General features: G+C 72.3%; 20 protein-coding genes. 7 read left to right on the top strand and 13 right to left on the bottom strand.

Annotated elements, in window-relative coordinates; translation table 11 throughout:
• Window positions 1–24: 24 nt before the first annotated feature.
• The 7 genes from ABEG17_RS14555 to rimP all read right to left on the bottom strand — a co-directional run bounded on the left by ABEG17_RS14555 (window position 25) and on the right by rimP (window position 7,873).
• Window positions 25–987 (bottom strand): bifunctional riboflavin kinase/FAD synthetase, encoded by a 963-nt coding sequence (locus tag ABEG17_RS14555; RefSeq protein WP_406830193.1) that lies wholly within the window; start codon window positions 985–987, stop codon window positions 25–27.
• Between the two features lie 10 nt (window positions 988–997).
• A complete protein-coding gene (gene truB, locus ABEG17_RS14550; protein ID WP_406830192.1) occupies window positions 998–1,912 on the bottom strand; it encodes a tRNA pseudouridine(55) synthase TruB in 915 nt (304 codons plus the stop codon).
• Window positions 1,899–2,432 carry a 30S ribosome-binding factor RbfA gene (rbfA, locus tag ABEG17_RS14545; RefSeq protein ID WP_406830191.1) on the bottom strand — a complete coding sequence of 178 codons (534 nt, stop codon included), beginning with the start codon at window positions 2,430–2,432 and terminating at the stop codon, window positions 1,899–1,901. Before rbfA ends, truB begins: the two co-directional genes overlap by 14 nt.
• Window positions 2,433–2,675: 243 nt before the next feature.
• On the bottom strand, window positions 2,676–5,624 hold the full coding sequence (infB, locus tag ABEG17_RS14540) for a translation initiation factor IF-2 (RefSeq protein WP_406830190.1): 2,949 nt from the start codon (window positions 5,622–5,624) through the stop codon (window positions 2,676–2,678).
• Window positions 5,625–5,778: 154 nt separating this feature from the next.
• Entirely contained in the window at window positions 5,779–6,006 is a 228-nt protein-coding gene (locus ABEG17_RS14535; RefSeq protein ID WP_406830189.1) for a YlxR family protein, read from the bottom strand.
• 137 nt (window positions 6,007–6,143) lie between these two features.
• The gene (gene nusA / locus ABEG17_RS14530) at window positions 6,144–7,262 is read right to left on the bottom strand and encodes a transcription termination factor NusA (RefSeq protein WP_406830188.1); all 1,119 of its coding nucleotides are present in this window, start codon (window positions 7,260–7,262) and stop codon (window positions 6,144–6,146) included.
• 2 nt (window positions 7,263–7,264) lie between these two features.
• Window positions 7,265–7,873 (bottom strand): ribosome maturation factor RimP, encoded by a 609-nt coding sequence (gene rimP / locus ABEG17_RS14525; protein WP_406830187.1) that lies wholly within the window; start codon window positions 7,871–7,873, stop codon window positions 7,265–7,267.
• A 103-nt stretch (window positions 7,874–7,976) separates the two neighbouring features.
• Here rimP and ABEG17_RS14520 point away from each other — a divergent pair, with 103 nt between their 5' ends.
• The 3 genes from ABEG17_RS14520 to ABEG17_RS14510 all read left to right on the top strand — a co-directional run bounded on the left by ABEG17_RS14520 (window position 7,977) and on the right by ABEG17_RS14510 (window position 10,954).
• Window positions 7,977–9,002 carry a DUF4439 domain-containing protein gene (locus tag ABEG17_RS14520; RefSeq protein WP_406830186.1) on the top strand — a complete coding sequence of 342 codons (1,026 nt, stop codon included), beginning with the start codon at window positions 7,977–7,979 and terminating at the stop codon, window positions 9,000–9,002.
• Window positions 8,999–9,958 (top strand): aminoglycoside phosphotransferase family protein, encoded by a 960-nt coding sequence (locus ABEG17_RS14515; protein WP_406830185.1) that lies wholly within the window; start codon window positions 8,999–9,001, stop codon window positions 9,956–9,958. The genes ABEG17_RS14520 and ABEG17_RS14515 overlap by 4 nt, the downstream gene beginning before the upstream one ends.
• 120 nt (window positions 9,959–10,078) lie before the next feature.
• Entirely contained in the window at window positions 10,079–10,954 is an 876-nt protein-coding gene (locus ABEG17_RS14510; RefSeq protein ID WP_406830184.1) for an LLM class F420-dependent oxidoreductase, read from the top strand.
• Between the two features lie 70 nt (window positions 10,955–11,024).
• Here ABEG17_RS14510 and ABEG17_RS14505 read toward each other — a convergent pair whose 3' ends face one another.
• Both ABEG17_RS14505 and ABEG17_RS14500 read right to left on the bottom strand, forming a co-directional pair.
• The gene (locus ABEG17_RS14505) at window positions 11,025–11,720 is read right to left on the bottom strand and encodes a response regulator (protein ID WP_406830183.1); all 696 of its coding nucleotides are present in this window, start codon (window positions 11,718–11,720) and stop codon (window positions 11,025–11,027) included.
• Window positions 11,713–13,395, bottom strand: a complete 1,683-nt coding sequence (locus tag ABEG17_RS14500) for an ATP-binding protein (protein WP_406830182.1) — start codon at window positions 13,393–13,395, stop codon at window positions 11,713–11,715. The genes ABEG17_RS14505 and ABEG17_RS14500 overlap by 8 nt, the downstream gene beginning before the upstream one ends.
• Before the next feature lie 164 nt (window positions 13,396–13,559).
• Here ABEG17_RS14500 and ABEG17_RS14495 point away from each other — a divergent pair, with 164 nt between their 5' ends.
• Window positions 13,560–14,927: a cation:dicarboxylate symporter family transporter gene (locus ABEG17_RS14495; RefSeq protein WP_406830180.1), complete on the top strand. Its 1,368-nt coding sequence runs from the start codon at window positions 13,560–13,562 to the stop codon at window positions 14,925–14,927.
• Window positions 14,928–15,068: 141 nt separating this feature from the next.
• On the opposite strand, the gene ABEG17_RS14490 is transcribed toward ABEG17_RS14495, so the two are convergent.
• Window positions 15,069–15,881, bottom strand: coding sequence for a YqjF family protein (locus ABEG17_RS14490; RefSeq protein ID WP_406830179.1), 813 nt, complete (start codon window positions 15,879–15,881; stop codon window positions 15,069–15,071).
• Entirely contained in the window at window positions 15,878–17,110 is a 1,233-nt protein-coding gene (locus tag ABEG17_RS14485) for a flavin monoamine oxidase family protein (RefSeq protein WP_406830178.1), read from the bottom strand. The genes ABEG17_RS14490 and ABEG17_RS14485 overlap by 4 nt, the downstream gene beginning before the upstream one ends.
• Window positions 17,111–17,199: 89 nt before the next feature.
• Here ABEG17_RS14485 and ABEG17_RS14480 point away from each other — a divergent pair, with 89 nt between their 5' ends.
• Entirely contained in the window at window positions 17,200–17,784 is a 585-nt protein-coding gene (locus ABEG17_RS14480; protein ID WP_406830176.1) for a GNAT family N-acetyltransferase, read from the top strand.
• Here ABEG17_RS14480 and ABEG17_RS14475 read toward each other — a convergent pair.
• Window positions 17,744–19,444, bottom strand: coding sequence for a long-chain-fatty-acid--CoA ligase (locus ABEG17_RS14475; protein ID WP_406830175.1), 1,701 nt, complete (start codon window positions 19,442–19,444; stop codon window positions 17,744–17,746). The two genes, ABEG17_RS14480 and ABEG17_RS14475, sit on opposite strands and share 41 nt — an antisense overlap.
• Window positions 19,445–19,523: 79 nt before the next feature.
• Here ABEG17_RS14475 and ABEG17_RS14470 point away from each other — a divergent pair, with 79 nt between their 5' ends.
• Entirely contained in the window at window positions 19,524–21,497 is a 1,974-nt protein-coding gene (locus ABEG17_RS14470; RefSeq protein WP_406830174.1) for a thioredoxin domain-containing protein, read from the top strand.
• Here the strand turns inward: ABEG17_RS14470 and ABEG17_RS14465 are convergent.
• Entirely contained in the window at window positions 21,478–22,095 is a 618-nt protein-coding gene (locus tag ABEG17_RS14465) for a histone deacetylase (RefSeq protein ID WP_406830173.1), read from the bottom strand. The two genes, ABEG17_RS14470 and ABEG17_RS14465, sit on opposite strands and share 20 nt — an antisense overlap.
• Before the next feature lie 166 nt (window positions 22,096–22,261).
• On the opposite strand from ABEG17_RS14465, the gene ABEG17_RS14460 reads away from it, so the two are divergent.
• Window positions 22,262–25,516, top strand: a complete 3,255-nt coding sequence (locus ABEG17_RS14460) for an Ig-like domain repeat protein (protein ID WP_406830172.1) — start codon at window positions 22,262–22,264, stop codon at window positions 25,514–25,516.
• The last annotated feature ends 2 nt before the right edge of the window (window positions 25,517–25,518 follow it).

Here is a 25,518-nt window from a genome sequence, read left to right as displayed (position 1 = left end):
AGAACCCGCCTCGGCGGGGTGCGGTCAGGACGGGACGATCGAGGCCAGGACCTGTCGGCACTTCTCGATGTCCCCGGCCATGGCCTCCAGCAGCTCCTCGATGGACTCGAAGCGCAGCGTCGGGCGGATGTGCTCCACGAACTCCACGATGACCTGCTCGTCATACAGGTCGAGGTCGGTGCGGTCGAGGACGTAGGCCTCGACCGTGCGCACCGTGCCGTCGAAGGTCGGGTTGGTGCCGACCGAGATGGCGCACGGCAGGGTGCGTTCGGGGTCCTGGACGTCCAGACCCGTGCGGGTGAGCCAGCCGGCGTAGACCCCGTCAGCGGGGACCAGGCCCAGGGCGTCGTCGGAGAGGTTCGCGGTCGGGTAGCCGAGCTCGCGACCGCGGTGCGCGCCGTGGACGACCGTGCCGCTCATCCGGTGCGGGCGACCGAGGATCCCTGCGGCTGGGGCGACCTCGCCGGCAGCCAGGTGGCGGCGGACCGCCGAGGACGACCAGCGCTCCCCCTCCCCGAGGTCCTCCAGGACGACGACGTCGAAGCCGTGGACGGCACCCAGCTCGCGCAGCGTGTCGACGTCGCCCGTGTAGCCGCGCCCGAACCCCCGGGCGTCGGCGCCCACGACGAGGGCGGCCACGCCGAGCGTCTCGACGAACGTGCGGACGATGAACTCCTCCGCCGTCTGCTCCGCGAACTCGCGCGTGAAGTCGAGGACGAGCAGCCCGTCGAGGCCCAGCTCGGCGAGCAGCTCGTCGCGCAGGCGGCCGGGAGCGATGAGCTCGAGACCGTCGTCGGGGTGGAAGATCCGCGACGGGTGGGGGTCGAAGGTGACCGCGACACTCGGCAGGCCGCGGCGTCCGCCCTCCTCGAGCAACCGGCTCAGCACGGCGCGGTGCCCGAGGTGGACCCCGTCGAAGTTGCCGAAGGTCGCCACGCTGCGTCGCAGCGAGTCAGGGGTCTGGGCGGGGTCGGTCCAGCGGTGCACGGAGGACACTCTACGAACCTGCGGGGGCGAACACGACGTGCGACCTCGCTTTGTGACCGGACTCATCGAGCATCGCCACGAGGGTGCCGTCGGGCGCGAAGGCCGCCACCGGCTCGGTGCGCCCGGCCTCGGCGGAGTCGACCCGCTGGCCGAAGCCGATGGTGCGGGCCTGCTCCTCGCTCAGCTCACGCACGGCGAACTGGGCGCGGGCCGCCTCGGCGAGGGGGGTGACGGGCACCAGCTCTGGGCGCTCGAGGCGACCGAGGTCCTCGAGGTCGTGCGCCTGGTCGAGGGTGAACGCCCCGACCCGCGTCCGGCGCAGCACGGTGAGGTGACCGCCCATGCCGAGGGCCGCGCCGAGGTCACGGGCCAGGGCACGCACGTAGGTGCCCGAGCTGACCGTGACCTCCACGTCGACGTCGAGCACCGGGGTGCCGTCGACGTCGGCCGGCCGGGTGTCGAGCACGGCGAACCGGCTGACGGTCGCGGGCCGGGCAGGGAGCTGCACGTCCTCACCCGCGCGGACCCGGTGGTAGGAGCGCTGGCCGTTGACCTTGATGGCGGAGACGCTGCTCGGGACCTGCTGGATGTCACCGGTCAGCCCGGCCACCGCAGCGTCCAGCGCCTCAGGGGTCACGCCGTCGGCCGGGACCGAGCTGGTGACCTCGCCCTCGGCGTCGTCGGTGATCGTCGCCTGGCCCAGGCGGATGGTCGCGGTGTAGTCCTTGTCGCAGCCGACGAGGAAGGTCAGCAGCTTGGTGGCGCGGCCGATGCCGAGCACGAGGACACCCGTGGCCATCGGGTCGAGGGTGCCCGCGTGGCCGACCTTGCGGGTGCCGCACAGGCGACGACCCCGGCCGACGACGTCGTGGCTGGTCCAGCCGCCGGGCTTGTCGACGACGAGGAGGCCGTCAGGCGCGGGCATCCGGCGCCGTACCGTCCTCGGTCGTGTCCACGGCCTCGGCACCCTGCTCGAGGTCGTCGTCGAGGTCCTGGTCCAGGTCGTCGTCGAGGTTGTCGTCGAGGTCGTCGTCCTTGCGGTACGGGTCGGCCTCTCCTGCGTACGTCGCGCCGGCCGCAGCAGCGGCCACGGCCGCGTCGCGCTCCTTCGCCTCGCGCAGGAGGTCCTCGAGGTGCGAGGCCGTCTCGGGGATGGCGTCGGCGAAGAAGTCGAGGCTGGGCGTGAGCCGGATCTTGATCTGCTGCCCGACGAACGAGCGCAGCCGTCCCTTGTTCTTCTCGAGCAGGGCAGCGGTCTTGGCGCGCTGCACCTCGTCGCCGAAGACGGTGTAGAACACCGAGGCGTGCTGGAGGTCCCCTGTCACGCGGACGTCGGTGATGGTGATGAAACCGAGGTCGGGGTCCTTGACGATCGACACGACGTTGGCCGCGATGAGGACCTTGATGCGGTCGGCGATCTTGCGAGCGCGTCCGGTGTCAGCCATGCGCGTGGTCTCCTTGGGGAACTCGTGTGGGGCAGAGGCGAAGCTGGATGATGGCGCGCCGCACCGTGGAGGAGCTTTTGAGAGGTGCAAGCGCCATCATCCGGCGGAGCCGGCGGGCGACGTCACCGTCGCCCGCGGAGCCGGGGGCGACCTACGGCCGCCCCGCGGAGCCGGGGGCGACCTACGGCCGCCCCGCGGAGCCGGGGGCGACCTACGGCCGCCCCCGGCTCACGCTGCATACGATCAGGCGCGGGGCTTCTCACGCATCTCGTAGGTGGCGATGAGGTCGCCGAGCTGGAGGTCGTTGTAGGACCCCAGGTTGATACCGCACTCGAAGCCGTCGCGGACCTCGGTGACGTCGTCCTTGAACCGGCGCAGACCGGCGATCTCGACGTTCTCCGAGATGACGACGCCGTTGCGGGTGATCCGCGCACGGGTGCCGCGCTTGATCTCGCCACTGCGGACGATCGATCCGGCGATGTTGCCGAACTTGCTGGAGCGGAAGATCTCGCGGATCTCGGCGGTACCGAGCTCCACCTCCTCGTACTCCGGCTTGAGCATGCCCTTGAGCGCTGCCTCGATCTCCTCGATGGCCTGGTAGATCACCGAGTAGTAGCGGATCTCGACGCCCTCGCGCTCGGCGTAGTCAGCGTTCTGGCCCTCGGCCCGGACGTTGTAGCCGATGATGATGGCGTCGGACGCCATCGCGAGGTTGATGTTGTTCATCGTGATCGCACCGACGCCGCGGTCGATGATCCGCAGGTCGACCTCGTCGCCCACGTCGATCTGCAGGAGCGCGTCCTCGAGCGCCTCGACAGAACCGGACACGTCGCCCTTGAGGATGAGGTTGAGCGTGTCGACCTTGCCGGCCGCGAGCGCCTCGTTGAGGTCCTCGAGGGAGATGCGCTTGCGGGCCTTGGCCAGGGAGGCCTGGCGGTCGGCGGCTTCGCGCCGCTCGGCGATCTGACGGGCCGTGCGGTCGTCCGGAGCCACCACAAAGGTGTCACCGGCGCGCGGGACCGAGGACAGACCGAGCACCTGGACGGGACGGGACGGGCCCGCCTCCTTGAGGTTGTTGCCGTGCTCGTCGAGCATCGCGCGGACACGGCCGTAGGCCGAGCCCGTGACGATGGCGTCACCGATGTGCAGCGTGCCGGCCTGGACCAGCACCGTGGCCGTGGCGCCACGGCCACGGTCGAGGTTGGCCTCGATCGCGACACCGCGGGCGTCGCGGTCGGCGTTGGCACGCAGGTCGAGCGCCGCGTCGGCGGTGAGCAGGACGGCCTCGAGGAGGGCGTCGATGTTCTGGCCGGCCTTGGCGGAGACGTCGACGAACATGGTCTCGCCGCCGTACTCCTCGGCGACGAGGTTGTACTCGGTCAGCTGCTGGCGGACCTTGGACGGGTTCGCACCCTCGACGTCGATCTTGTTGACCGCGACGACGATCGGGACGTCCGCAGCCTGGGCGTGGTTGAGCGCCTCGATGGTCTGCGGCATGACGCCGTCATCGGCCGCGACCACGAGGATCGCGATGTCGGTGACCTTCGCACCACGGGCACGCATGGCGGTGAACGCCTCGTGACCCGGGGTGTCGATGAAGGTGATCGGACGGTCGACGCCCTCGTGCATCTTGTGCACCTGGTAGGCACCGATGTGCTGGGTGATGCCACCGGACTCGCCACCGGCGACGTCCTCGTTGCGGATGGCGTCGAGCAGCCGGGTCTTTCCGTGGTCGACGTGACCCATGACGGTCACGACCGGCGGACGAGCCTCGAGGTCCTCGTCGTCCTCACCCTCGATACCCGTCTCCAGGTCGATGTTGAAGGCGTCGAAGAGCTCCTTCTCCTCCTCCTCGGGGGAGACGACCTCGATGTTGTAACCGAGCTCGGCACCGAGCAGCTTGAAGGTGTCCTCGTCCAGCGACTGCGTGGCCGTGGCCATCTCGCCGAGGTGGAAGAGCACCGTCACCAGTGCACCGGGGTTGGCGTTGATCTTGTCGGCGAAGTCGCTGAGCGACGAGCCGCGACGCACGCGGATCAGGCTGGTGCCGTTGCCGCGGGGCACGCTGACGCCACCGAGCGACGGCGCCTGCATCTGCTCGAACTCCTGGCGCTTCGCACGCTTGGACTTGCGACCACGGACCGGACGGCCGCCACCGCGACCGAAGGCACCTGCGGTCGAGCCACGACCGGCGCCACCGCGGAAGCCACCGCCACCGGGGCGACCGGCGAAGCCGCCGCCACCTGCACCGGCACCGGGTCCACCGGGGCCACGACCAGCGCCACCGGGACCACCGGGGCCACGGGCGCCACCACGGGCGGGACGCTCACCGGGACGGCCGACCGCGCTGCGGTCGGGCATCATGCCCGGGCTCGGGCGGGGACCACCGGGACGAGGCCCACCCGGGCCGGCAGTTCCTCCGGGACGCGGGCCTGCAGCACCGGCACCGGCACCGCCGGGACGGCTCTGCGGGCGCGGCATGCCCTGCGAGGGAGCGAACGGGTTGTTGCCCGGACGCCCGGCCTCGCGGGCAGCACCCTCACGGGGAGCGCCCTCACGGCCACCATCGCGACCACCGTCACGACCCGTGCGCATGCCCTGGCTGGGCGCGAACGGGTTGTTGCCCGGACGCGGGGCGCCGGGGCGGGGAGCGGACTGGCCGCCCGGACGCGGCGCGGAGCCGGGACGCGGGGAGGCGGGGACACCGGAGGTCTGCTTGCCACCGTCGCGGGCGGACTGCACGTCTGCCTTGGCGGCGGGAGCTGCCGGTGCGGCCGGGGCGGGGGCTGCCGGGGTGGCCTTGGCTGCCGGGGCAGCGGGGGCCGGAGCGGCCGGAGCCGGGGCAGCAGCCGCCGGGGCGGAGGGTGCCTGGGCAGCGGGAGCCGCAGCACTGGGAGCTGCCGTGGCCGCGGGAGCCTGCGGCTCGGCCGGGGCCTGCTTGGCCGGGGCCGGCGGAGTGGGTGCCGCCGGGGCGGCGGGCGCGGCATCAGCCGGCTTCGCCGGGGCGGGCTTGGGGGCCGGGGACTTCTTCTGGTCCTCGGGGAAGGTTTCCGTCGCCTTGCGGACGACAGGTGCCTCAATGGTCGAGCTGGCGGTCTTGACGTACTCGCCAATGCTGTTGAGGTGGGCGATCAGCGTCTTGCTGTCGGTGCCGAGCTCTTTCGCGAGCGCGCTTACACGGACCTTGGCCACGTTTCTCCTGTTCCTGGTCCGTGCCAGGACAGGCGCGGACCGTCGTTACTGCTGGGGGGAGCTCATTGCTGAGTTCTCATCGGGTGCTCATCAGCGGTCAAACCCACTCTCTGTTCAGAGTCATGGTCGGTTCCCATAGCGATGGACGGGTGTTTCACAGGACATCCGGGGTGTGGCGCGGGGCCAGCTCCCGGACGTGTCGTGCGACGGCCTCCGGATCGGTCGCGGCGCTGGTACGCAGTGCTCGACCGAACGCCCGGCGGCGCAGGGCCTGCTCGAGGCAGTCGCCCGTGGGGTGCAGCCATGCGCCACGCCCCGGCAGGCGGCGCCACGGATCGGGCACCAACCGGGTCACCCCGGCCTCGTCCTTCTCCGCGACCACTCGCAGGAGTGCCGACCAGCTATCCGTCCCGCGGCACCCCACACACGTCCGGACCGGGGTCCGGGTCGTCGTGCGGGTGGTGTCGTCCTGTGCTGCGGGCTGGGGTCCAGTCCGGTCGGTCACCACCAGTCTATCCCCTACCGGCGTCCGGGTGCGTCATCCGTGCCGCGTCGAGGCGCGCCAGCGCCCCCTCGCGGCCCGCTCCGGGCGGCCACACCGTCGCCGCGGGCACCTCCGGCGTCACCGGCGTCACCGGCGGCCTGGGTGTCGGGCCGGATGTCGATGCGCCAGCCGGTGAGCTTGGCGGCGAGGCGGGCGTTCTGCCCCTCCTTGCCGATGGCGAGGGAGAGCTGGTAGTCGGGGACGATGACCCGGGCCGAGCGCAGCTGGGGGTCGACGATCTCGACGGACTCGACGCGCGAGGGCGACAGGGCCGCCGCGACGAAGGTCCGCGCGTCCTCGGAGTAGTCGACGATGTCGATCTTCTCGCCGTGCAGCTCGGTCATCACGGCGCGCACCCGGGCGCCCATCGGACCGATGCAGGCGCCCTTGGCGTTGAGGCCCGGGATCTTGGAGTGCACCGCGACCTTGGTGCGGTGGCCGGCCTCGCGTGCCAGCGCCGCGATCTCGACCGAGCCGTCGGCGATCTCGGGCACCTCGAGGGCGAACAGCTTGCGCACGAGGTTGGGGTGGGTGCGGGACAGGCCGATCTGCGGGCCCTTGGGGCCGCGGCGCACGGACACGACGAAGCAGCGCAGCCGCTCCCCGTGCACGTACTTCTCCCCCGGCACCTGCTCGGCCAGGGGCAGGATGCCCTCGACCGCGCCGAAGTCGACGGTGACGTGGCGCGGGTCGGGGCTCTGCTGGATCACGCCGGCGACGACGTCGCCCTCACGACCCTTGAAGTCACCCATGATCGCGTCGTCCTCGAGGTCGCGCAGCCGCTGGACGATCACCTGGCGCGCAGTCGCCGCCGCGATGCGGCCGAAGCCGGTCGGGGTGTCGTCGAACTCGGGGCCGTACTCGCGCGGAGGACGCTCGGCACCCTCTTCGGGCTCGGGGGCCTCCAGCTCCTCCTTGGCCCACACGATGACGTGACCGGTCTTGCGGTCCAGCTCGACCCGCGCGGTGCGGTAGGAGTCGTCGGTGCGGTGGTAGGCCACCAGCAGGGCCTGCTCGATCGCCGGGATGAGGATGTCGAGGGAGATGTCGCGCTCGCGCTCCAGCCCCCTGAGGGCTGCAAGGTCGATGTCCATGGTCAGTTCTCCTCGGTGTCGGCGTCGCCGCCGTGCTCGTCATCGTGCAGGTCGTCATCGTGCAGGTCGTCGTCGTGCAGGTCGTCGCCGGCCGTCGCTCCGGCCGACGGCCGCGAGAACTCCACCTCGACCACGGCCCTGGACAGGGCGGCATACGCGAGCTCGACGGTCCTCGCGGGGGTCTTCTTCTCGGCCGGCACCTCGACGGTGAGCGCGTCGGGACCTGCGGCCACGACGCGCCCGGTCACGCTGGGCCCCTCGAGCGGGGTGAGGGTGACGAGCCGGGTGACGTTGCGACGGAAGTGGCGCGGCTCGGTCAGCGGGCGGTCCAGGCCCGGTGAGGTGACCTCGAGGGTGTAGGGCTGCTCTCCCATCGCACCGCTGTCGTCGAGGGCGTCGCTGACCGCGCGGGTGGCGTCGGCGACCTCGTCGAGGGTGAGGGGTTCGGTGGCGGACGTCGTGGCGTCGGGCGACTCGGGCAGGACCCGGTCGATCCAGATGCGGACGAGCCGGCGCTTGCCGGCCGGCGTCACGGCGACGTCCTCCACCAGCAGTCCCAGGGCCGCGAGGGGGCCGTCTACTGCGGGACGAATCTGGTCCTTGACGCTCAACTGACTCGTCCTCTCTGAAGTTTGGTGGTCGTGCGACCCCCGAGTCTATCCACGGCAAGAGCGGGACGCATGCCAGCGTCGGGGCGCATGGCAGGATCGGCCCATGCTCGAGGACCGCACCGGTGTGCCGCCGCTCCCGACCCGGCGCACGGTGCTAGCCCTGGGCCTGCGGCTCGGGGGGGCAGCTGCCGTGGTGGCCTCGCTCGCGGGATGCGGCATCCGGCTCGAGGACGACGCGCCGCGGGTCCCCGGACTGCCCACGCGCAAACCCGTGCCCGGGGAGACGTTCCTCCTCACCCTGCGCCGGCACAGCACCGACCTCGCCGCGCAGGCCAAGGGCCTCGGAGGATCGACGAAGACGGTGCCCGCGCGACTCTCGGTGCTGCACGCCCGTCAGGCAGCGGTGCTCGAGGCCGAGCTCGTCCACCTGGGGGTGCCCCAGACGGTGATCGACGCCCCCGTGGCGTCGCCGACCCCGGGGGCGACGACGAGTACGACGGCGACCCCGACCGGCAGCTCGGGCAGCGGGACGACGACTGCGGCCGGACCCAAAGGTCTGGCGGCGCTGGCTGCGTCGGAGTCCGGCGACCTGGGTCCGGCAGCGGTGGCCGCCCTCGCCGGGGTCGGCCCGGACACCATCGCGCTGGCGGGCTCGCTGCTCGCCCAGCGCGCCGCCGCGGCGACCCTCCTCGGCGCTCCCGCCACCTGGCCGGACCCGAGCTGGTCCGAACCCTCGCTCGCGGCCTCCTACCTCGAAGCCACTCGCGCCGCCGCATACGCCTTCGAGGTCGTCGCCGCGCAGTCCCCGACGGGGGCCCAACGGACCCTGGCCGCGAGCACCCTCGCCGCCCTGCAGGCCAGGCAGAGCGAGCAGGAAGTGCTCGCGGGGGCGTCCGCCACGCCGCCCGCGCTGGGGTACCCGCTGCCCTTCGCCGTGACGAACCCGGCGGCGGCCCGAACCCTCGCGGTGAAGGTGCTCACCGACCTGCGCGCCGCCGTGGCCCGCGAGCTCGGCTCGACCGGCGGGGACCGCGGACCCCTCGGCGCTGTCGTGCAGTGGCTGGCCGAGACCGAGGTGCTCGCCTCCCGTTGGGGTGTCGCGCTGGCACCCTTCCCCGGCCTGACGTGACCCGGTCCCACCCGATCCGCACGGAGGACGCGGCGGCGCTGGTGCCGCAGGAGTTCACGACCTTCGTCCAACGGTTCTCGTCCGAGGCCGGCGCGGTCGGCGGCCCGTCGGGGACGGACTGGGCCGCCGGACTGCCGCGACTGCTCGCCGAGCTCCTCGACGCGTGGGACCTGGCGGTCACCGGCCCGGCCAGCACGGGCTGGACCGCCGTCGTCCTGCCCGTCGAGCGCGACGGGGTGCCGTTGGCGCTCAAGGTCGGGTGGCCGCACGTCGAGGCCAGGGACGAGGCCCTCGTGATGCGCCTGTGGGAGGGCCGCGGAGCCGCACACCTCGTGTCCGCCGACCCGCACCGCAGTGCCCTGCTGCTCGAGCAGCTCGACCCCGCCCGCTCCTTGCAGGACCTCGACGTCGACAGCGCCTGCGAGGTCACCGGCGACCTCCTGCGCCAGCTCCACGTGCCCGCTCCGCCGCAGCTGGAACGGCTCTCGTCCTTCGTCCACCGGCACACGGTGTCGGTCCTCGCCGCCGACTCGGTCCTGCCGCGACGCATGGTCGAACGCGCGTCGGGGCTCGTCCAGGACCTGCTCACCGACCCCGGCTGCGACGCGACCCTGCTCCACGGCGACCTGCACAACCGCAACGTCCTGCACACCCACGCCGGGTCCGGACGTCCCGACTGGCTCGCGATCGACCCGCACGCGCTCGCCGGGCACCCGGGGTTCGAGATCCAACCCCTGCTGCGCAACCGTCGCGACGAGCTGGGCACGGGTTCGGCGTTCCGCTACCTCGTCCGTCGCCGGGTCGAGCTCACCTGCGACGCCGCCGGAATCGACGAGGACGTCGCGCTCGCCTGGTCCTACGTCCACACCGCGATCCAGGCGGGTTGGGCGGCCAACGACGGCGACGCCGACGAGGTCACGTTCAACATCGCCCTGCTCAAGGCCCTGGACGGCTGAGCCCGCGCACGGTCTGCCCGGCCCCTGGCGGCCCCGGCCCCGCCCAGCCCGCCACGCCGGTATTGCGCGGGGCCGGGTACCCGGCGCGCGCATCGCCTGCGAGCGTTGCAGACTGCAGGCATGCGCTTCGGATTCCACTTCCTCGACTTCTCCCTCCCCGAAGGCCCGGCGTCCTACGCCCCGGCCCTTCGCTCCACCGCGGTCGCCGCCGACGCGACGGGCGCCTCGTGGTTCACCGTGATGGACCACTACTTCCAGATGGAGTTCTTCCGCACCGCCCACGACCCGATGCTCGAGGCCTACACGACCCTGGGCTTCCTCGCGGGGGTGACCGAACGGGTCAAGCTCGGCACCGTCGTCACCGGCGTGACCTACCGCCACCCGGGGCTGCTCGCCAAGATCGGCACCACCCTGGACGTCCTCAGCGGGGGCCGGTCCTTCCTAGGCATCGGCGCCGCGTGGTACGAGCGGGAGCACAAGGCCCTCGGTGTCCCCTACCCGCCCGTGGCCGAACGGTTCGAGCGGCTCGAGGAGACGCTGCAGATCATCCTGCAGATGTGGAGCGACGACGAAGGACCCTTCGAGGGCAAGCACTACCAGCTCGCCGAGACGATCAACGTCCCGCCGACGCTGACCAGGCCCCACCCGCCGATCGTCATCGGCGGCAGCGGCGAGAAGAAGACGCTGCGGATGGTGGCGCAGTACGCCGATGCCACCAACCTCATCGTCGCCGACGTGGACGAGCTGGCCCACAAGCTCGAGGTGCTGCGCCGGCACTGCGACGACCTGGGCCGCGACTACGACTCCATCGAGAAGACCGTGATGGGGCCGCAGGCCGACCCGCTCGCCGACGTCGACACTTTCCTGCAGCTCGCCCAGTCCTACGCCGACCTCGGTGTCGAGCACATCCACCTGCGCGCCATGGCCCCGGACCCGGAAGCCACGGTGACGGAGTTCGGTGAGCGCGTTGCCCCGCGACTGCTCGAGATCGGCTGACCCGGCAACAACGACAGGCGGGTCCGTCGGTGGTCGACGGACCCGCCGCCGGCCGGGGGCATGACCGAGCTCACCCGACCCAGCGGTACTCGACCTCGGGTCGCCCCTGGCCCGCATAGCGGGAGCGCCGAACGACCACCCTTGTCTCGCAAAGGAACTCGGCGTATCGGCGCGCCGTGACACGGCTCACGCCAACCCGTTCGCCCAGCTCGCTCGCCGACATCCCCGTGGTCGCCGCGGTGTCCTGCAGCATCCGTGTCACCCTGCTGAGGAGGTCCTCGCTCATGCCCTTGGGCAGCGAGGTCCGGGTGGACGGGCGCACTCCGGCGAGGACGTCGTCGACCTGTGCCTGGCTGTCGACCTGCTCGCTGGACGGCAGCTGGCGGCGGTACGCGGCATACGCCTCGAGCCGGTCGCGCAGGGTGGCGAAGACGAACGGCTTGAGGAGGTACTGGACGACCCCGAGCGAGACCGCGCCGCGGACGATGGCGAGGTCGCGGGCCGAGGTCACGGCGATGACGTCGGCGCGGTGACCTGCGGCGCGCATCGCCCGGATGATGTCGAGGCCGTGTCCGTCAGGCAGGTTCATGTCCAGCAGGACGATGTCGACCCGGACCGTCTGCAGGGCCTGGAGCGCGGCCTTGGCGGTGCCTGCCGTCGCGACGACCTCGAACCCCTCGACCCGCCCGACGTAGGCGGCGTGGGCCTCGAGCGCGACCGGCTCGTCCTCGACGACGAGGACCCCCAGGACGCGGACCTCAGGCATGACGGCGTCCGGTCGCCGGGACGTCGGAGGCTGCGGTGGGCTCTGCGGGCAGCGGCAGGCGGACGGTGAAGACCGCCCCGGGGCCACCGTCGACGGACAACGCACCACCCAGGCGGCTGACGACCTGCGCCACCAGGGCCAGGCCGATGCCACGGCGGCCCTCACCGCCCTGGTCCTTGGTCGAGACACCGCGCTCGAACGCCCTGGCGACCGCGCCCGGCGCCAGTCCCGGCCCGGTGTCGGAGACGGTGAGCACGAGCTCGGAGCCGTCGGGACCCCCGTCCTCGAGGTGGGTGTCGACCCGGACCTGGCGCTCCCCCGGCTGGCCGGTCACGGCGTCGAAGGCGTTGTCGAGGAGGTTGCCGACGATCGTCACGACGTCGCGCACGGGAAGGGCGTCGACCGGCCAGACCGCTTCCTCGTCGATGCGCAGGTCGATGCCGCGCTCCCCAGCCTCGGCCGCCTTGCCCAGCAGCAGCGCAGAGAGCGCGGGCTCCTCGATGCCCGAGACCACGCGGTCGGTGAGCAGCTGCGACAGCTCCAGCTCCTCGGTCGCGAACGCCAGGGCGCGGTCGGGGTGCCCGAGCTCGATGAGGGAGACGATCGTGTGCAGCCGGTTGGCGGACTCGTGGGCCTGGGACCGCAGCGCCTCGGTGAGCCCACGCGCGGAGTCCAGCTCACCGGTCAGGTGCTCGAGGTCGGTGCGGTCGCGCAGCGTGGCGACCAGGCCCAGGACCCGACCCTCCCAGCGGGCCGGTGCCGTGTTGAGCACCAGAACCCGCGCAGAGGTCACGTGCAGCTCATCGCTGCGCGGGGTGTCGTCGGTCAGCGCAGCGATCAGCGGGCCCGAGAGGTCGAGCTCGTCGATCCGGCGGCCGATCGCGCCGGCCTCCCTGTCGAGACCGAGCAACCGCACCGCCTCGTCGTTGGCCAGCCGCAACCTGCCGTCCCGGTCGATGAGGAGCAGGCCCTCGGTGACGGCGTGCAGGACCGCGTCGTAGTACTCGACCATCTCGCGCAGCTGCTGCTCCCCGAGACCATGGGTCTGGCGACGGACGCGTCGCGCCACCAGCGCCGTGCCCAGGCCGGTGAGCAGGGCAGCGGCCAGCCCGGCAGCGAGGAGCGCGACGAGCTGCCCCTCCAGACGCTGGCTGACCACCGCGTTGCGGATGCCGACCGCCACCAGGCCGACGACCGGTGCGCCGGCAGCGTCACCCGCCCGCACGGGGACGACTGCTCGCCGGCTGGGCCCCAGTGAGCCGGTGTAGTCCTCGACGACGGTGCCCCCTGCCCGGGCCTTCTCGATGTGCCCGACGAACTTCTTCCCGATGAGGGTGGTGTCCGGGTGGGAGTAGCGAATACCGCTGGGGCTCATGATGACCACGAAGTCGGTCGCCGTCCGGCGTCGCACGTCCTCGGCGAACGGCTGCAGCACCCCGCGGCGGTTGCCGTCCTGCACGGCGGCCACGACATCCGGGCTGCTCGCCACGGTGCGCGCCACGGCAAGGGCCCGCGCCGTCGCCTCCTGGGTGCCGGCTCGCCGTGCCTGCGTGTAGGCGGCGCCCGTCCCGATCCCGACGACCAGCAGGGCGACGAGCACCTGCAGGGCGAACGTCTGCCGCGCCACGCTCCAGCGCGCCGGTGAGCTGGCCCACCGGCTGTGGCTCAGCGCCATACCGCGATGCACCTTCGACCGGCACGAGGGCCGCAGCCGGCGACGCCTCGGAACTCAAAGAACACAACAGTGACCCTAGTCACTGGCACCTCCATACTCGTGCGGAGTTCACCCTCCCGGGCCCCTCCGGGACGGCGCCCGACCACGAGTCCACTGGAGTACACGTGAGCACCAGAGCCGACCAGGCCGTCGACCGTCCGGCACCACGCCGCGACAGGACGCACTACCTCTACATCGCCGTCATCATCGCGATGGCCCTCGGCATCGCCGTGGGCCTGCTGTTCCCCGACCTCGGCGTGAGCCTGAAGTGGCTGGGCACCGGGTTCGTCAACCTCATCAAGATGATGATCAGCCCGATCATCTTCTGCACCATCGTCCTCGGCATCGGCTCCGTCCGACGCGCGGCGCAGGTGGGCAAGGTCGGCGGTCTCGCCCTCGGCTACTTCCTCGCCATGTCGACCGTGGCGCTGGCCATCGGCCTCGTCGTCGGCAACATCGTCCAGCCGGGTTCCGGTCTCAACCTCACCAAGGAGCTCGCGGCGACCGGCCAGAAGCAGGCCGCCGGGGGCAGCGAGTCGACGACCGAGTTCGTCCTCGGCCTCATCCCCGACACCCTGGTCTCGTCGCTGACGTCCGGCTCGGTGCTGCAGACCCTGCTGGTCGCCATGCTCGTGGGGTTCGCCCTGCAGAAGATGGGTCGCGCCGGTGAACCCATCCTGATCGGCATCAAGCACCTCGAGCGGCTCGTCTTCCGCCTCATGTCGATGATCATGTACGTCGCGCCGATCGGTGCCTTCGGTGCGATGGCCGCCGTCGTCGGCGCCACTGGAGTCCAGGCGCTCAAGAGCCTGGGCCTGCTCATGGTCGCGTTCTACATCACCTGTGCGCTGTTCGTGTTCGTGGTCCTCGGCACCCTCCTCAAGGTCGTCACCGGCATCAACATCTTCTCGTTGCTGAAGTACCTCGCCCGCGAGTTCCTCCTCATCCTGTCGACGTCGTCGTCCGAGTCGGCGCTGCCCCGCCTGATCGCCAAGATGGAGCACCTCGGCGTCTCTCGCCCGGTCGTCGGCATCACCGTCCCCACCGGCTACTCGTTCAACCTCGACGGCACCGCGATCTACCTGACGATGGCGTCGCTGTTCATCGCCGAGGCGCTGGACAAGCCGTTCTCCATCGGCGAGCAGATCTCGTTGCTCGTGTTCATGATCATCGCCTCCAAGGGCGCCGCGGGGGTCTCGGGTGCAGGTCTGGCGACGCTCGCCGGCGGCCTGCAGTCGCACCGCCCCGACCTGGTGGACGGCGTCGGCTTCATCGTCGGCATCGACCGCCTCATGAGCGAGGCCCGCGCGCTGACCAACTTCGCCGGCAACTCGGTGGCGACCGTCCTCATCGGCCACTGGGTCGGCGAGCTGGACCGCGCCAAGCTGGACCGGGTGCTGGCCGGGCAGGAGCCGTTCGACGAGGCCACGATGGTCGACGACGCGGAGCCGGCGCCGGTCGCGGCCCCCGAGCCCGTGGGCGCCGGCCGCTAGCGCCGCCCACCAGCAAGAGCGCGGGTGCCGTGCGACCGACGAGGTCGCGCGGCACCCGTTCGTCCGTGTGAGCACCCGCGCAGGGTCCACCACTTCTGCCCTGCCGCCAGTCGTGGTGGCGCCGGGTGGGCCGGGAGCGGGTCAGAGCGCCTGGGGGAACCCGAACGTGGTGCGCACGCCTTCGGAGAAGAGAACGCTCGCCGGTGGGGTCGTCCGCGCGAACGAGCCGAGCCCGGCTGCTTCGACCAGGTCGTCGTCGAGCTCGAGCACCTCGGCGGAGCGCAGCGGCCAGGGGCCGTGGGTGTTGGGCACCCACAGCGGTCGACCGGCGACCTGGGTGTGCAACCCGAACCTCGCCGTGAGGAACAGGTCCAACGGCGAGGGCTCGGCCACGAGCTCGCCGACGCGGACGCTGATCCGCGAGCGTGGCCGGCCCACACCGTCGGCCCGGGCCCGGGTCGCGCGGCGGGTCGTGTAGGTCAGCACCCGTGCCGGACTGTCTCCGGTACCGCTGTGGTCGCGGATCCGCATCGAGGCCCACTGGTAGGGGACGTTGAACCCCAGCCTGGCTCCGAGGACGACCAGGAGACGCGACGCCTCGAGGGACAGGAAGGTGACGCCGTGCCGGCCCCGGTCGTCGACGGAGTACACCCGGACGTTGGTCTCGGGGAACGTCCCCAGCCACGGCACCGGGCCACCGCGGAACACTCCGGCATCCACCATCCTGAACGGGATCAGACCGACCCAGGCCGCCCCGTCGAACTCGTCCGGGCGCACGCCCGGGGGCAGCAGCGGCGCGAGGAGCGCCGGCTCGACCGGCCAGTGCAGGAACGCGATGTCGCGCCACCACTGGCTCATGATCTGCCTTGTCGGCAGCGGCGGCCCCTGCGGATCGAGGAGCGGCCGGCGCGGGTCGGACGACCGCTCGGTGCCGCTGACAGGTCGGTTGCTCATGACGCGCCCTCGGTGACACCAAGGTGCGCAGCCACGGCCCGGGCGGCGCGACGGCCCGAGACCATCGCGCCCTGGATCGAGGACGTGTCGCGGTGGTCCCCCGCCACGAACCGTCCCCCACCGAGGGCGACGGGTCGACGCACCACCAGCGGCGGCGCGACGAAGGGCAGCGCGGCGCCGACGTCGTGCCGCACCAGCAGGTCCCAGCGCTCGGTCGACGTCGACCACAGCCTCCCCACCTCGCGGCGGACCAGGCCCTCGTCGTCCGGTGCGGTGGTGAGCGTCGTGGCCTGGACGAGCCTGCGCCCGGGTGGGGCGTAGGTCGGCGCGGCATCGGAGACGACCGCGGTGTTGACCACGGGTCCGCGGGCGCCGTCGACCCGCAGCCAGCGGCTGGTCGGCGCAGGGTCGGTCGTGGAGAACCACCAGGTCCGCAGACCGTTGGTGGCGGCCGGCCGGAGGACGTCGAGCGAGGCGGCGGCCGCGACATCGGTGGCCACCACCACGGCGCGGGCGGCGACCTCGCCGTCCGGGGTCCGGACCGTGGTCCCGGCCCCGAGCGTGGCCCTCGAGTCGACCTGCACCGGACGGCTCAGCCGGGCCGCCAGCTGGGCCGGGAGGGCGCGCATCCCCTCGGCGGGAAGCCCCGGGGTGCCGAGCAGGAACGACCGCAGCAGCAGCCGCACGAACGCCGCCGAGGTCTCCCCGCGGTCGTCGGCCAGCACCCCTGCGAGGAACGGCTCGAGGACCTCACGCCGCAAGGGCCCCTGGACCCCGGTCCTGTCCAGGGACTCTGCGAGGGAGGTGTCGGGGCCGTCGAGCAGGCGTCGCACCGGCCCGAGCGAGGGCGCGGCCCACCGAGCGAGGGCGGCCAGCTCGCCGGGAGCCAGGAGCCCGCTCGCCAGGGTGCGCAGGAGCGCCGTCGGCTCGCGGCGCGGGTCGGCGAGCAGGGCGGTCACTCCCCTGCCCCCACGCCGCACCTCCACCCCGGCCCCGAACGTCTGCAGCCTTAGCGCGTCCACGTCCACGAGGCGACGCACGGCGGGATACGCGGGGTTGAGCAGCTGGAAACCCACGTCGCACAGGTGGCCGTCGACCACCTCGGTCCGCACCCGCCCACCGACCTCGGCGGCCGCCTCGAGGACGAGGACGTCGAGGCCACGCGCCTCCAGGGCCACCGCACAGGTCAGTCCGGCCAGCCCTGCGCCCACCACCACCACGTCATGCATGGACTCACCGTGTCACGGGCGGGCACGTCGTGCCCACGCGGGAGGCGTGGCGCCCACTCGGGGGTTCCGCGGCGCCATACGGTGGGCTCATGGCTGACACGACGACGGTGCCGACCGAGCTGCGCACCGAACGTCTCCTGCTGCGGCAGTGGCGACCCGAGGACCGCGAGCCGTTCGCCGCACTCAACGACGACCCAGCCGTCATGGAGCACTTCCCGGAGCACCTCACCCGCGAGGCCAGTGACGCGATGGCCGACCGGATCGAGTCCGCCCTGTCCCGGCTCGGCTGGGGCCTGTGGGCGACCGAGGTGCTCGAGACGGGTGAGTTCATCGGGTTCGTGGGGTTGTCGATCCCGCGGTTCGAGGAGCACTTCACGCCGTGCGTCGAGATCGGCTGGCGCCTGGCCCGCTCGTCGTGGGGCCGCGGCTACGCACCCGAGGGTGCCCGCGCCGCGCTCGCGCACGCCTTCGGCCGGCTGGGCCTCGACGAGGTGGTCGCCATGACGATCCCCGCCAACGACCGTTCCCAGTCGGTGATGCGCAAGATCGGTATGGCGCGTGACGAGTCCGCGGACTTCGACCACCCCCTCATCACGGTCGGCGACCCGACCCGCCGCCACGTCCTCTACCGGATCACCCGGGCGCAGCGGATGGGCCACTCCCTGCAGCCATGAGCTGGTCCCGGACCTGTCGGCGCAGCACCTTGCCGATCAGGGACCGCGGCAGGTCGTCGACCACGACGACCCGCCGCGGGACCTTGTAGGCGGCGAGCGCGGACCGGCAGTGGGTGCGCGCCGCGTCGGTGTCGAACTGCGGCACGTCGACCGTGACCGCGGCGACGACCTCCTCGCTGCCGTCCTCACGCGGCACCCCGACGACCGCCGCATCGCTCACCCCCGGAAACGCCTTGAGCGCGGCCTCGACCTCCGACGGCATGACGTTGAAGCCGCCGGTGATGATGACCTCCTTGATCCGGTCGACGATCGAGACGAAGCCGTCCTCGTCGACCTCGACGATGTCACCGGTGCGAAGCCACCCGCCCTCGAGCAGGGTCGTAGCCGTCTCCTCAGGCTTGCCCCAGTAGCCGCCGAACACCTGAGGGCCGCGGATGAGCAGCTCACCGCGCTCCCCGGCCGGCCGGTCCGTCGTCGGGTGGTCGGGGTCCACGACGCGGATCTCGGTGTTGGGGAAGGGAACTCCGACAGCTCCGGGGCGCCGGGCCAGCCCGATGGGGTTGCCGATGGCGATCGGCGACGACTCGGTCATCCCGTAGCCCTCGACGAGGAGACCACCGGTCGTGGACTCCCACAGCTCGAGGGTCTGCGCGGTGAGCGGCATGGCCCCGGAGATCGCGAAGCGGATCGAGGACAGGTCGACCCCCCGCTCCCGAGCGACCCGCGCAAGACGGTCGTAGATCGGCGGGACGGCGGGCAGGAAGGTCGGTGGGTGCTTTCTCGCCGCTGCGAGGACGAGGTCGACGTCGAACTTCGGGAAGAGGACGAGTCGCGCCCCGATGCTCATGGCGAAGGTGAGGCACAGGGTCAGGCCGTAGGCATGGAACATCGGCAGCACGGCATACACGACCTCCTCACCGTCCACGAGGCCCGGCACCCAGGCGCGACCCTGGGCCGCGTTGGCCCCCAGGTTGAGGTGCGTCAGCATGGCCCCCTTGGGGCGGCCGGTCGTGCCGCTCGTGTACTGGATCACGGCCAGATCGGTGGTCACCGGCCGTGGGTACCGGTCGTCGAGCGTTCCCTGACGCAGCACCTGGGACCACCGCATCGCTCCCGGGGCGGCGCCGGTCAGGCCCTCTCGCGCTGTCCGCGCCTTGCGCAGCGGCAGCCGCAGGGCAAGCCGTCTGGACACCGGCATGGAGGCGGTGATGTCCACGGCGATGACGTGCTGCACGGCGGGCAGCGCCTGGACCAGCGGGGCCACCTTGTCCCACACCACGGCCACGGTCGCCCCGTGGTCACCGAACTGGTGCGCCAGCTCGGACCGGGTGTAGAGCGGGTTGTGCTCGACGACCACCGCTCCGAGCCGCAGCACCGCGTAGAACGCGACGATGTGCTCGGGACAGTTGGGCAGCACCAGGGCGACCCGGTCACCCGCGGCGACCCCGATCCGGCGCAGGCCCTCGGCAGCGAGGCCCACCTGCCGCCCGAGCTCGGCGTAGGTCACCTCGGAGCCGAAGAACTCCAGCGCCGCCTTGTCACCGAACCGGGCCACCGCCGTCTCGAGGAGGTCGACCAGTGAACCTCGGGGCAGGTCGACTTCAGCGGCCACACCCTCCGCGTAGTGCTTGAGCCAGGGGCGTTCGGGTCCTGTCGACATGGCTGTCCATCCTTCCGAGGCCCTCAGCCTATGGCTCGGCATTCGCCCTCTCGTCGACCGGTGAGGGAGAGTGGGAGGCATGCCCAACCGTCTCGCCGACTCGACCTCCCCGTACCTGTTGCAGCACAAGGACAACCCCGTCGACTGGCAGGAGTGGGGACCCGACGCCTTCGCGGAGGCGCGACGCCGCGACGTGCCGGTCCTGCTCTCGGTCGGGTATGCAGCGTGCCACTGGTGCCACGTCATGGCCCACGAGTCGTTCGAGGACGACGGTGTGGCGCAGGTGGTCAACGCCGGCTTCGTCGCGATCAAGGTGGACCGCGAGGAACGACCCGACATCGATGCGGTGTACATGGCTGCGACGACCGCCCTGACCGGTCACGGTGGCTGGCCGATGACCTGTTTCCTCACTCCCGACGGCGACCCCTTCTTCGCTGGGACGTACTTCCCGAAGGGCCAGTTCCTGCAGCTCCTGTCGGGGGTGACGAGTGCGTGGACCGACCAGCGCGACCGCGTCCTGGAGAGCGGGTCGCACATCGCCGAGACGCTGCGGGGGCTCTCTGCGCCGGTGAGCGGACACCCCCTCGACGCCGACGTCCTCGACGCTGCGGTCGACACGTTGCGTGGCCAGTTCGACCACGGCGCAGCGGGATTCGGCGGCGCACCGAAGTTCCCGCCGTCCATGGTCCTGGAGTTCCTCCTGCGCAACCATGCGCGCACCGGGTCAGGCGACGCCCTTGCCATGGCCGCAAGGACGTGCGCGGCGATGGCCCGGGGCGGGATGTACGACCAGCTCGGTGGCGGCTTCGCGCGGTATGCCGTGGACGCCCGCTGGGTGGTCCCCCACTTCGAGAAGATGCTCTATGACAACGCCCAGCTGCTGCGCGTCTACACGCACCTCCACCGGACCACGGGCGAGTCCCTCCCCCGCCGCGTCGCCCTGGAGACGGCCGAGTTCCTGCTGCGCGACCTGCGCACGGAGCAGGGTGGTTTCGCATCCGCGCTCGACGCCGACACCGAGGGCGTGGAGGGCCTGACCTACGCCTGGACGCCCGCGCAGCTGGACGAGGTGCTCGGTGCCGAGGACGGCGCCCGGGCCGCGGCGCTGCTCTCGGTGACCGACACGGGCACGTTCGAGCACGGCTCGTCGACTCTGCAGCTGCTCGCCGATCCCGACGACGACGCCTGGTGGTCGAGGACTCGAGCACGCCTGCTCGAGTCCCGCAACGACCGACCCCAGCCGGCCCGCGACGACAAGGTCGTCACCTCGTGGAACGGCCTGGCCATCGCGGCCCTGTCCGACGCCGGGGCGCTGTTAGACGAGCCGTCGCTCGTGGCGGCTGCGGAGGCCTGCGCCGAGTTCGTCGTGGACGCCCACCTGGTCGACGGTCGGCTGCGCCGTGCGTCACGCGACGGCGTGGTCGGCGCGGCCGCCGGTGTCGCGGACGACTACGGCAACCTCGCAGAGGGGCTGCTCGCCCTGCACCAGGCGACCGGCCGGGCCCGGTGGCTCGAGGTCGCCACGCGCCTCCTGGAGACGGCGACCGAGCGCTTCACGGCGCAGGACGGCGGCTTCCACGACACGAGCGACGACGCGGAGCCGTTGTTCACCCGGCCACGCAGCGCCGCCGACAACGCCGAGCCCTCGGGACAGTCCGCCCTCGCAGGTGCGCTGCTGACGTGCTCCGCCCTGACCGGGGACCCGCAGATGCGGGAGCGGGCCGAGGCCGCGCTGGGGGCCTCGGGTCAGCTCGCGTCGCGGGACCCACGGTTCGGGGGCTGGGCGCTGGCCGTGGCCGAGGCCGCGCTCGCCGGACCGCTGCAGGTCGCCGTGGTGGGGACCGGAACCGACGCGCGGGCCATGACGGCCGTCGTGCGTCGTTCGACCTCACCGGGGCTGGTCACCGTGACGGGCGACCCGGACGCCAAGGGCATCCCCCTGCTCGCCCAGCGCCCCCTCGTCGCCGGCCACGCGGCGGCATACGTGTGCCGGGGATTCGTCTGCGACGCCCCGGTGACCGACGTCGATTCCCTCAGCGCAGCGCTGCGCTGACCACGGGGAGCAGGCTGTCGGCGTCCCAGCCGAGGCTCGCTCCCGGCCGCTCGGCGACGTAGGCCGTGATCTCGTCGACGCCCAACCCGTGGGTGTCGGACAGGCCGCGGGCGATCATCTCGACGTAGCCCCGCGTGGGCGCGTTGCGTTGCAGCCCAGCCGAATCGGGCGCTGTGAAGGTCAGCACCGGACGGCCCTCCAGCTCACCGACGAGGTGCAGCGACTCGTAGCGGCCCGGGCCGAGGTCGTGTCGCGACTCGTCCAGGACGGTCGTGAGGTCGAGGTCCTCCCCGGGCTCGCGGTGCATCTCCTGGGCGGCCACGTCGGCGAACTGCCCGTCTGTCAGGAGGTACGCCCGCGCCAGGGTCCTCCCCGACGCGGTGGGGTCGTAGAACGCGATGCCGCCACCCCACGTGGGTGACTCCCAGGCGAAGAACATCTCCCCCGGCAGGGTGAGCGCGCGGTCGTCCGCGGGCGGCGTCGTGTCCCGCGCGCCTGGGTAGGTCCGGCTCGCCCCCGCCGGGCGCCCTCCCCGGACGTAGCAGAGGAAGCGGTCGCGGGCGAGGTTGCTCCCGTAGCTCGCGTACCAGATCTGCACCGGTCCACCCTGTCAGACCGCGCCCGGACCGGCCGCGATCAACCGGACGGTGGTCGCGCCTAGTCTGTTCGGACGGGAACCCGTCACCCCTGCTGACCTGCGGTGACGCACGGTTAGGTTCGGCCGGACAGATCCGTTCGGACCACCTTGCACCGAAAGGCCCTCGATGCCCCGTTCGACCCCCCCTGCTCTTCTGCCCGGGTCTCGCGCCCGCGCCATGGTGCACCGCTCCACGGCCACCCTGGCGGTGGTCGCGACGGCGCTCACGACGACGGTGGCGGTGACGGCTGGTGCGGCATCAGCCGCGCCGCTCACCACGACCTTGTTCGAGGAGTCCTTCACCGCAACGAGCACCTCCCAGCCGACCTGGACCCTGCCGCCTGCGCCCGGTGGCAACCGGTCCTGCCTCACCGCGGGCACGACCACCACGCCGATCCCGAGCTGCAACGTTCCCGCGATCGATCCCTCCGGAGGCGGCGCGTTGCGGCTCACCCCGTCGCAGTACTCGGCCGTCGGCTCGGTGTTCTACGACGCGGCGATGCCCTCTGCTCAGGGCATCGACGTGACCTTCGACAGCTACCAGTGGGGCATGAACGGCGGCCACCCCGGCGACGGGATCAGCTTCGTCCTCGCCGCGACCGACCCCTCCAACCCCTCGGCCCCGGCGACGACCGGACCGCCCGGAGGCGCCCTGGGTTACACGGGCGACCAGAACGCCCCAGGGCTCCCGCACGGCTACCTCGGATTTGGCCTCGACACCGTCGGCGGCTTCGGCGACGGCGCCTACACGGGCGGCTGCCCCTCCACCAGCCCCGCGAGTCCGAGCGTGGCCGTCCGCGGCCCCGGCAACGGCAGCCAGGGCTACTGCGTCCTGGGCGTGCAGAGCAGCAACGGGCCCTTGGACCAGCCGTACAACCGGACGCGCCCGTCTGCGCCCGTCCCGGTCGAGGTCGTGCTCAACCCCTCCACCACCGAGGTGACCTCGCGGGGCGGGGTCAGCGTGCCCGCCCAGAGCTGGATGGTCGCGTGGACCCCCTACGACACCGCCCAGCGCCAGTCGATGTCGGGTCTCCTGCCGTCCCAGGCCGATCTGGCTGCGGCCGCCCTCCCGCAGTCCTGGTACGACCCGCAGACCGGTGTCCCGTACCAGCTGACGTTCGGCGTGGCTGGCTCCACCGGGGCGTGGCAGGAGGTGCACGAGGTCGCCAACATGCGGGCCACCACCCTGACCGGCCAGCTGCCCGTCTACCAGCTCGCGGTGACGGACGACTCCGAGGGGTCGTTCACCTCCGGCCGCCCGGCCTCCGTCATGGTGACGCCGTCACTCTCGGCCACGGCCGGTGACGAGACGCGCCCCGCGACGGTCACCACGACGCTGCCCGACGGGCTCGTGCCCACCAACCCCACCGTCGACGGCTACGCCTGCACCACCCAGGACCAGGTCGTCGCGTGCACCACCACGGGCGCCGGGTACGTCGCGGGCTCGCAGCTGCCGTCCGTCACCATCCCCGTGACCCCTGGCAGCGACTTCCTCGGCCGGGGCTCGATCTCCGCCAAGGTGTCCTCCACCGATGGCAACCCGGCCAGCGAACGGCGTGACGTGACGGTGCGGTCCCCACAGTCGGTCACCTTCACGACCACCTCGCCGACCACGCCACTGACCGGCGGCCGCTACGACGTGGCCGCTGCCGGCGGCGCGTCGGGCAACCCGGTCACCATCACGGTCGACCCCTCGACCGCGGGCAACTGCACGCTCGACGGCGGCACGGTCACCTTCACCCACGCGAGCGACTGCGTCCTCGTCGCCAGCCAGGCCGGGACCGAGCAGTACCTTCCGGGTACGGCCGAGCAGCGGATCACCGTGGGCCCCGACGCGCAGGCGATCACCTTCGACCCGCTGACCACCCCGGCGGTCGTCGGTGCGGTGCAGCGGCTCGCCGCCACGGGCGGTGGGAGCGGCAACCCCGTCACCTTCGCCATCGACCCGACCACGACGGGCGACGCCTGCACCCTGGCCGACGGCGTGCTCAGCTTCACCCACGCCGGTGACTGCGTCGTGACCGCGGACCAGGCCGGCAACGCCGACTGGACCGCGGCACCACCGGTCCTCCAGACCGTCGCCGTCGATCGAGCTGCCACGGGACTCTCCGTGGCCCCGAGGCTCGCCAGGTCGGTGTACGGCCAGCCCGTCACCGCCAAGGCCACCGTCACCGGCACCACGGGCGGCACCGTCCAGTTCATCCTGGACGGCTCTCCCGTCGGGTCTGCGGTCCCGGTCGGCAGCGACGGCACGGCGACGTCCGGAGCGCTGGCTCCGGCGCGCGATGGGTTCCTGGCGGTCGGCGCCCACCAGCTCTCCGCCGTCCTCACTCCCGCCGACCCGACGACCCACGCGAGGTCCACGGCGAACGCGCAGGCCATCACCGTCGACAAGGCTGCGACCACCGCCTCGGTGCATGTCGGCCCTACCGCGCTGACCGCGACGCTCCAGGTCCCGGCCCCGGGGTCGGGTGTGCCCACCGGCGCCGTGGTCTTCAGCGTCGACGGTGCGCCGGTGGGCTCCGCCGCGGTGGTCGGCGGGGTGGCGCGCCTTGCCTACGCCACGCCGGCGGACAAGGACCGCCGGGTCTCCGCGGCGTACTCCGGTGACGCGCGGTTCCTCGCCTCCTCGGCGTCGACCGCCCGCAGCAACCCGGCGATCACGGCGAGGGTCACGAGCGCGCAGGGAAAGAGCCGGTACGGCTGGTACCGCACGCCGGTCACCGTCACGTTCGCCTGCACGACGCACGGAGCCTCGCTCACGGCGGCCTGCCCGGCCCCGGTCACCCTCACCGCCAGCAAGGGCGGCCAGTCGGTGTCGCGGACCGTCACCGCCGCGGACGGTGGCATCGCCACGGTGACGGTCGGGGGGATCAACCTCGACCGGGTGGCTCCCCGTGTCGCCGTGACCGGGGTCCGCTCCGGTGGGCGGTACTTCGCGGGCACTCCCGGCGCTCGATGCTCGGTCAACGACGGCCTGTCGGGGATCGCCTCGTGCACCCTGACAAGGGTGCGCCGGGGCGAGCGGGAGACGATCACCGCCACGGCCCTGGACAAGGCCGGCAACGCGGCACGCACGACGGTCTCGGTCACCGTGCCGACCATCATGATCAAGGACGCGCCTTTCGCGAACGGCGTCTACACGGTGCGCCGTGGTCACACCTACACGCTGATGGTCAGCTCCCCGACCCGTCCGCGGTATGTCGATGCGGCCGTCTACCCGAAGGCCCCCCGGGGTCACGACAAGTACTTCAAGAGCATCGGCCGGAACCAGTGGGCGCTCGGCGTCACGATGGACCGACCGATGCGCAGCGGGTACTGGAACCTGGGTGTGAAGATCGGCACGACCGTCCACCCCGTCAAGGTGCGCGTCACGTCCTGACA

The organism is Pedococcus sp. KACC 23699 (assembly GCF_045348425.1).
Taxonomy (GTDB): domain Bacteria; phylum Actinomycetota; class Actinomycetes; order Actinomycetales; family Dermatophilaceae; genus Pedococcus.
The sequence above is the reverse complement of the archived record's forward strand: the minus strand, read 5'-3'. Positions and strand labels throughout refer to the sequence as shown.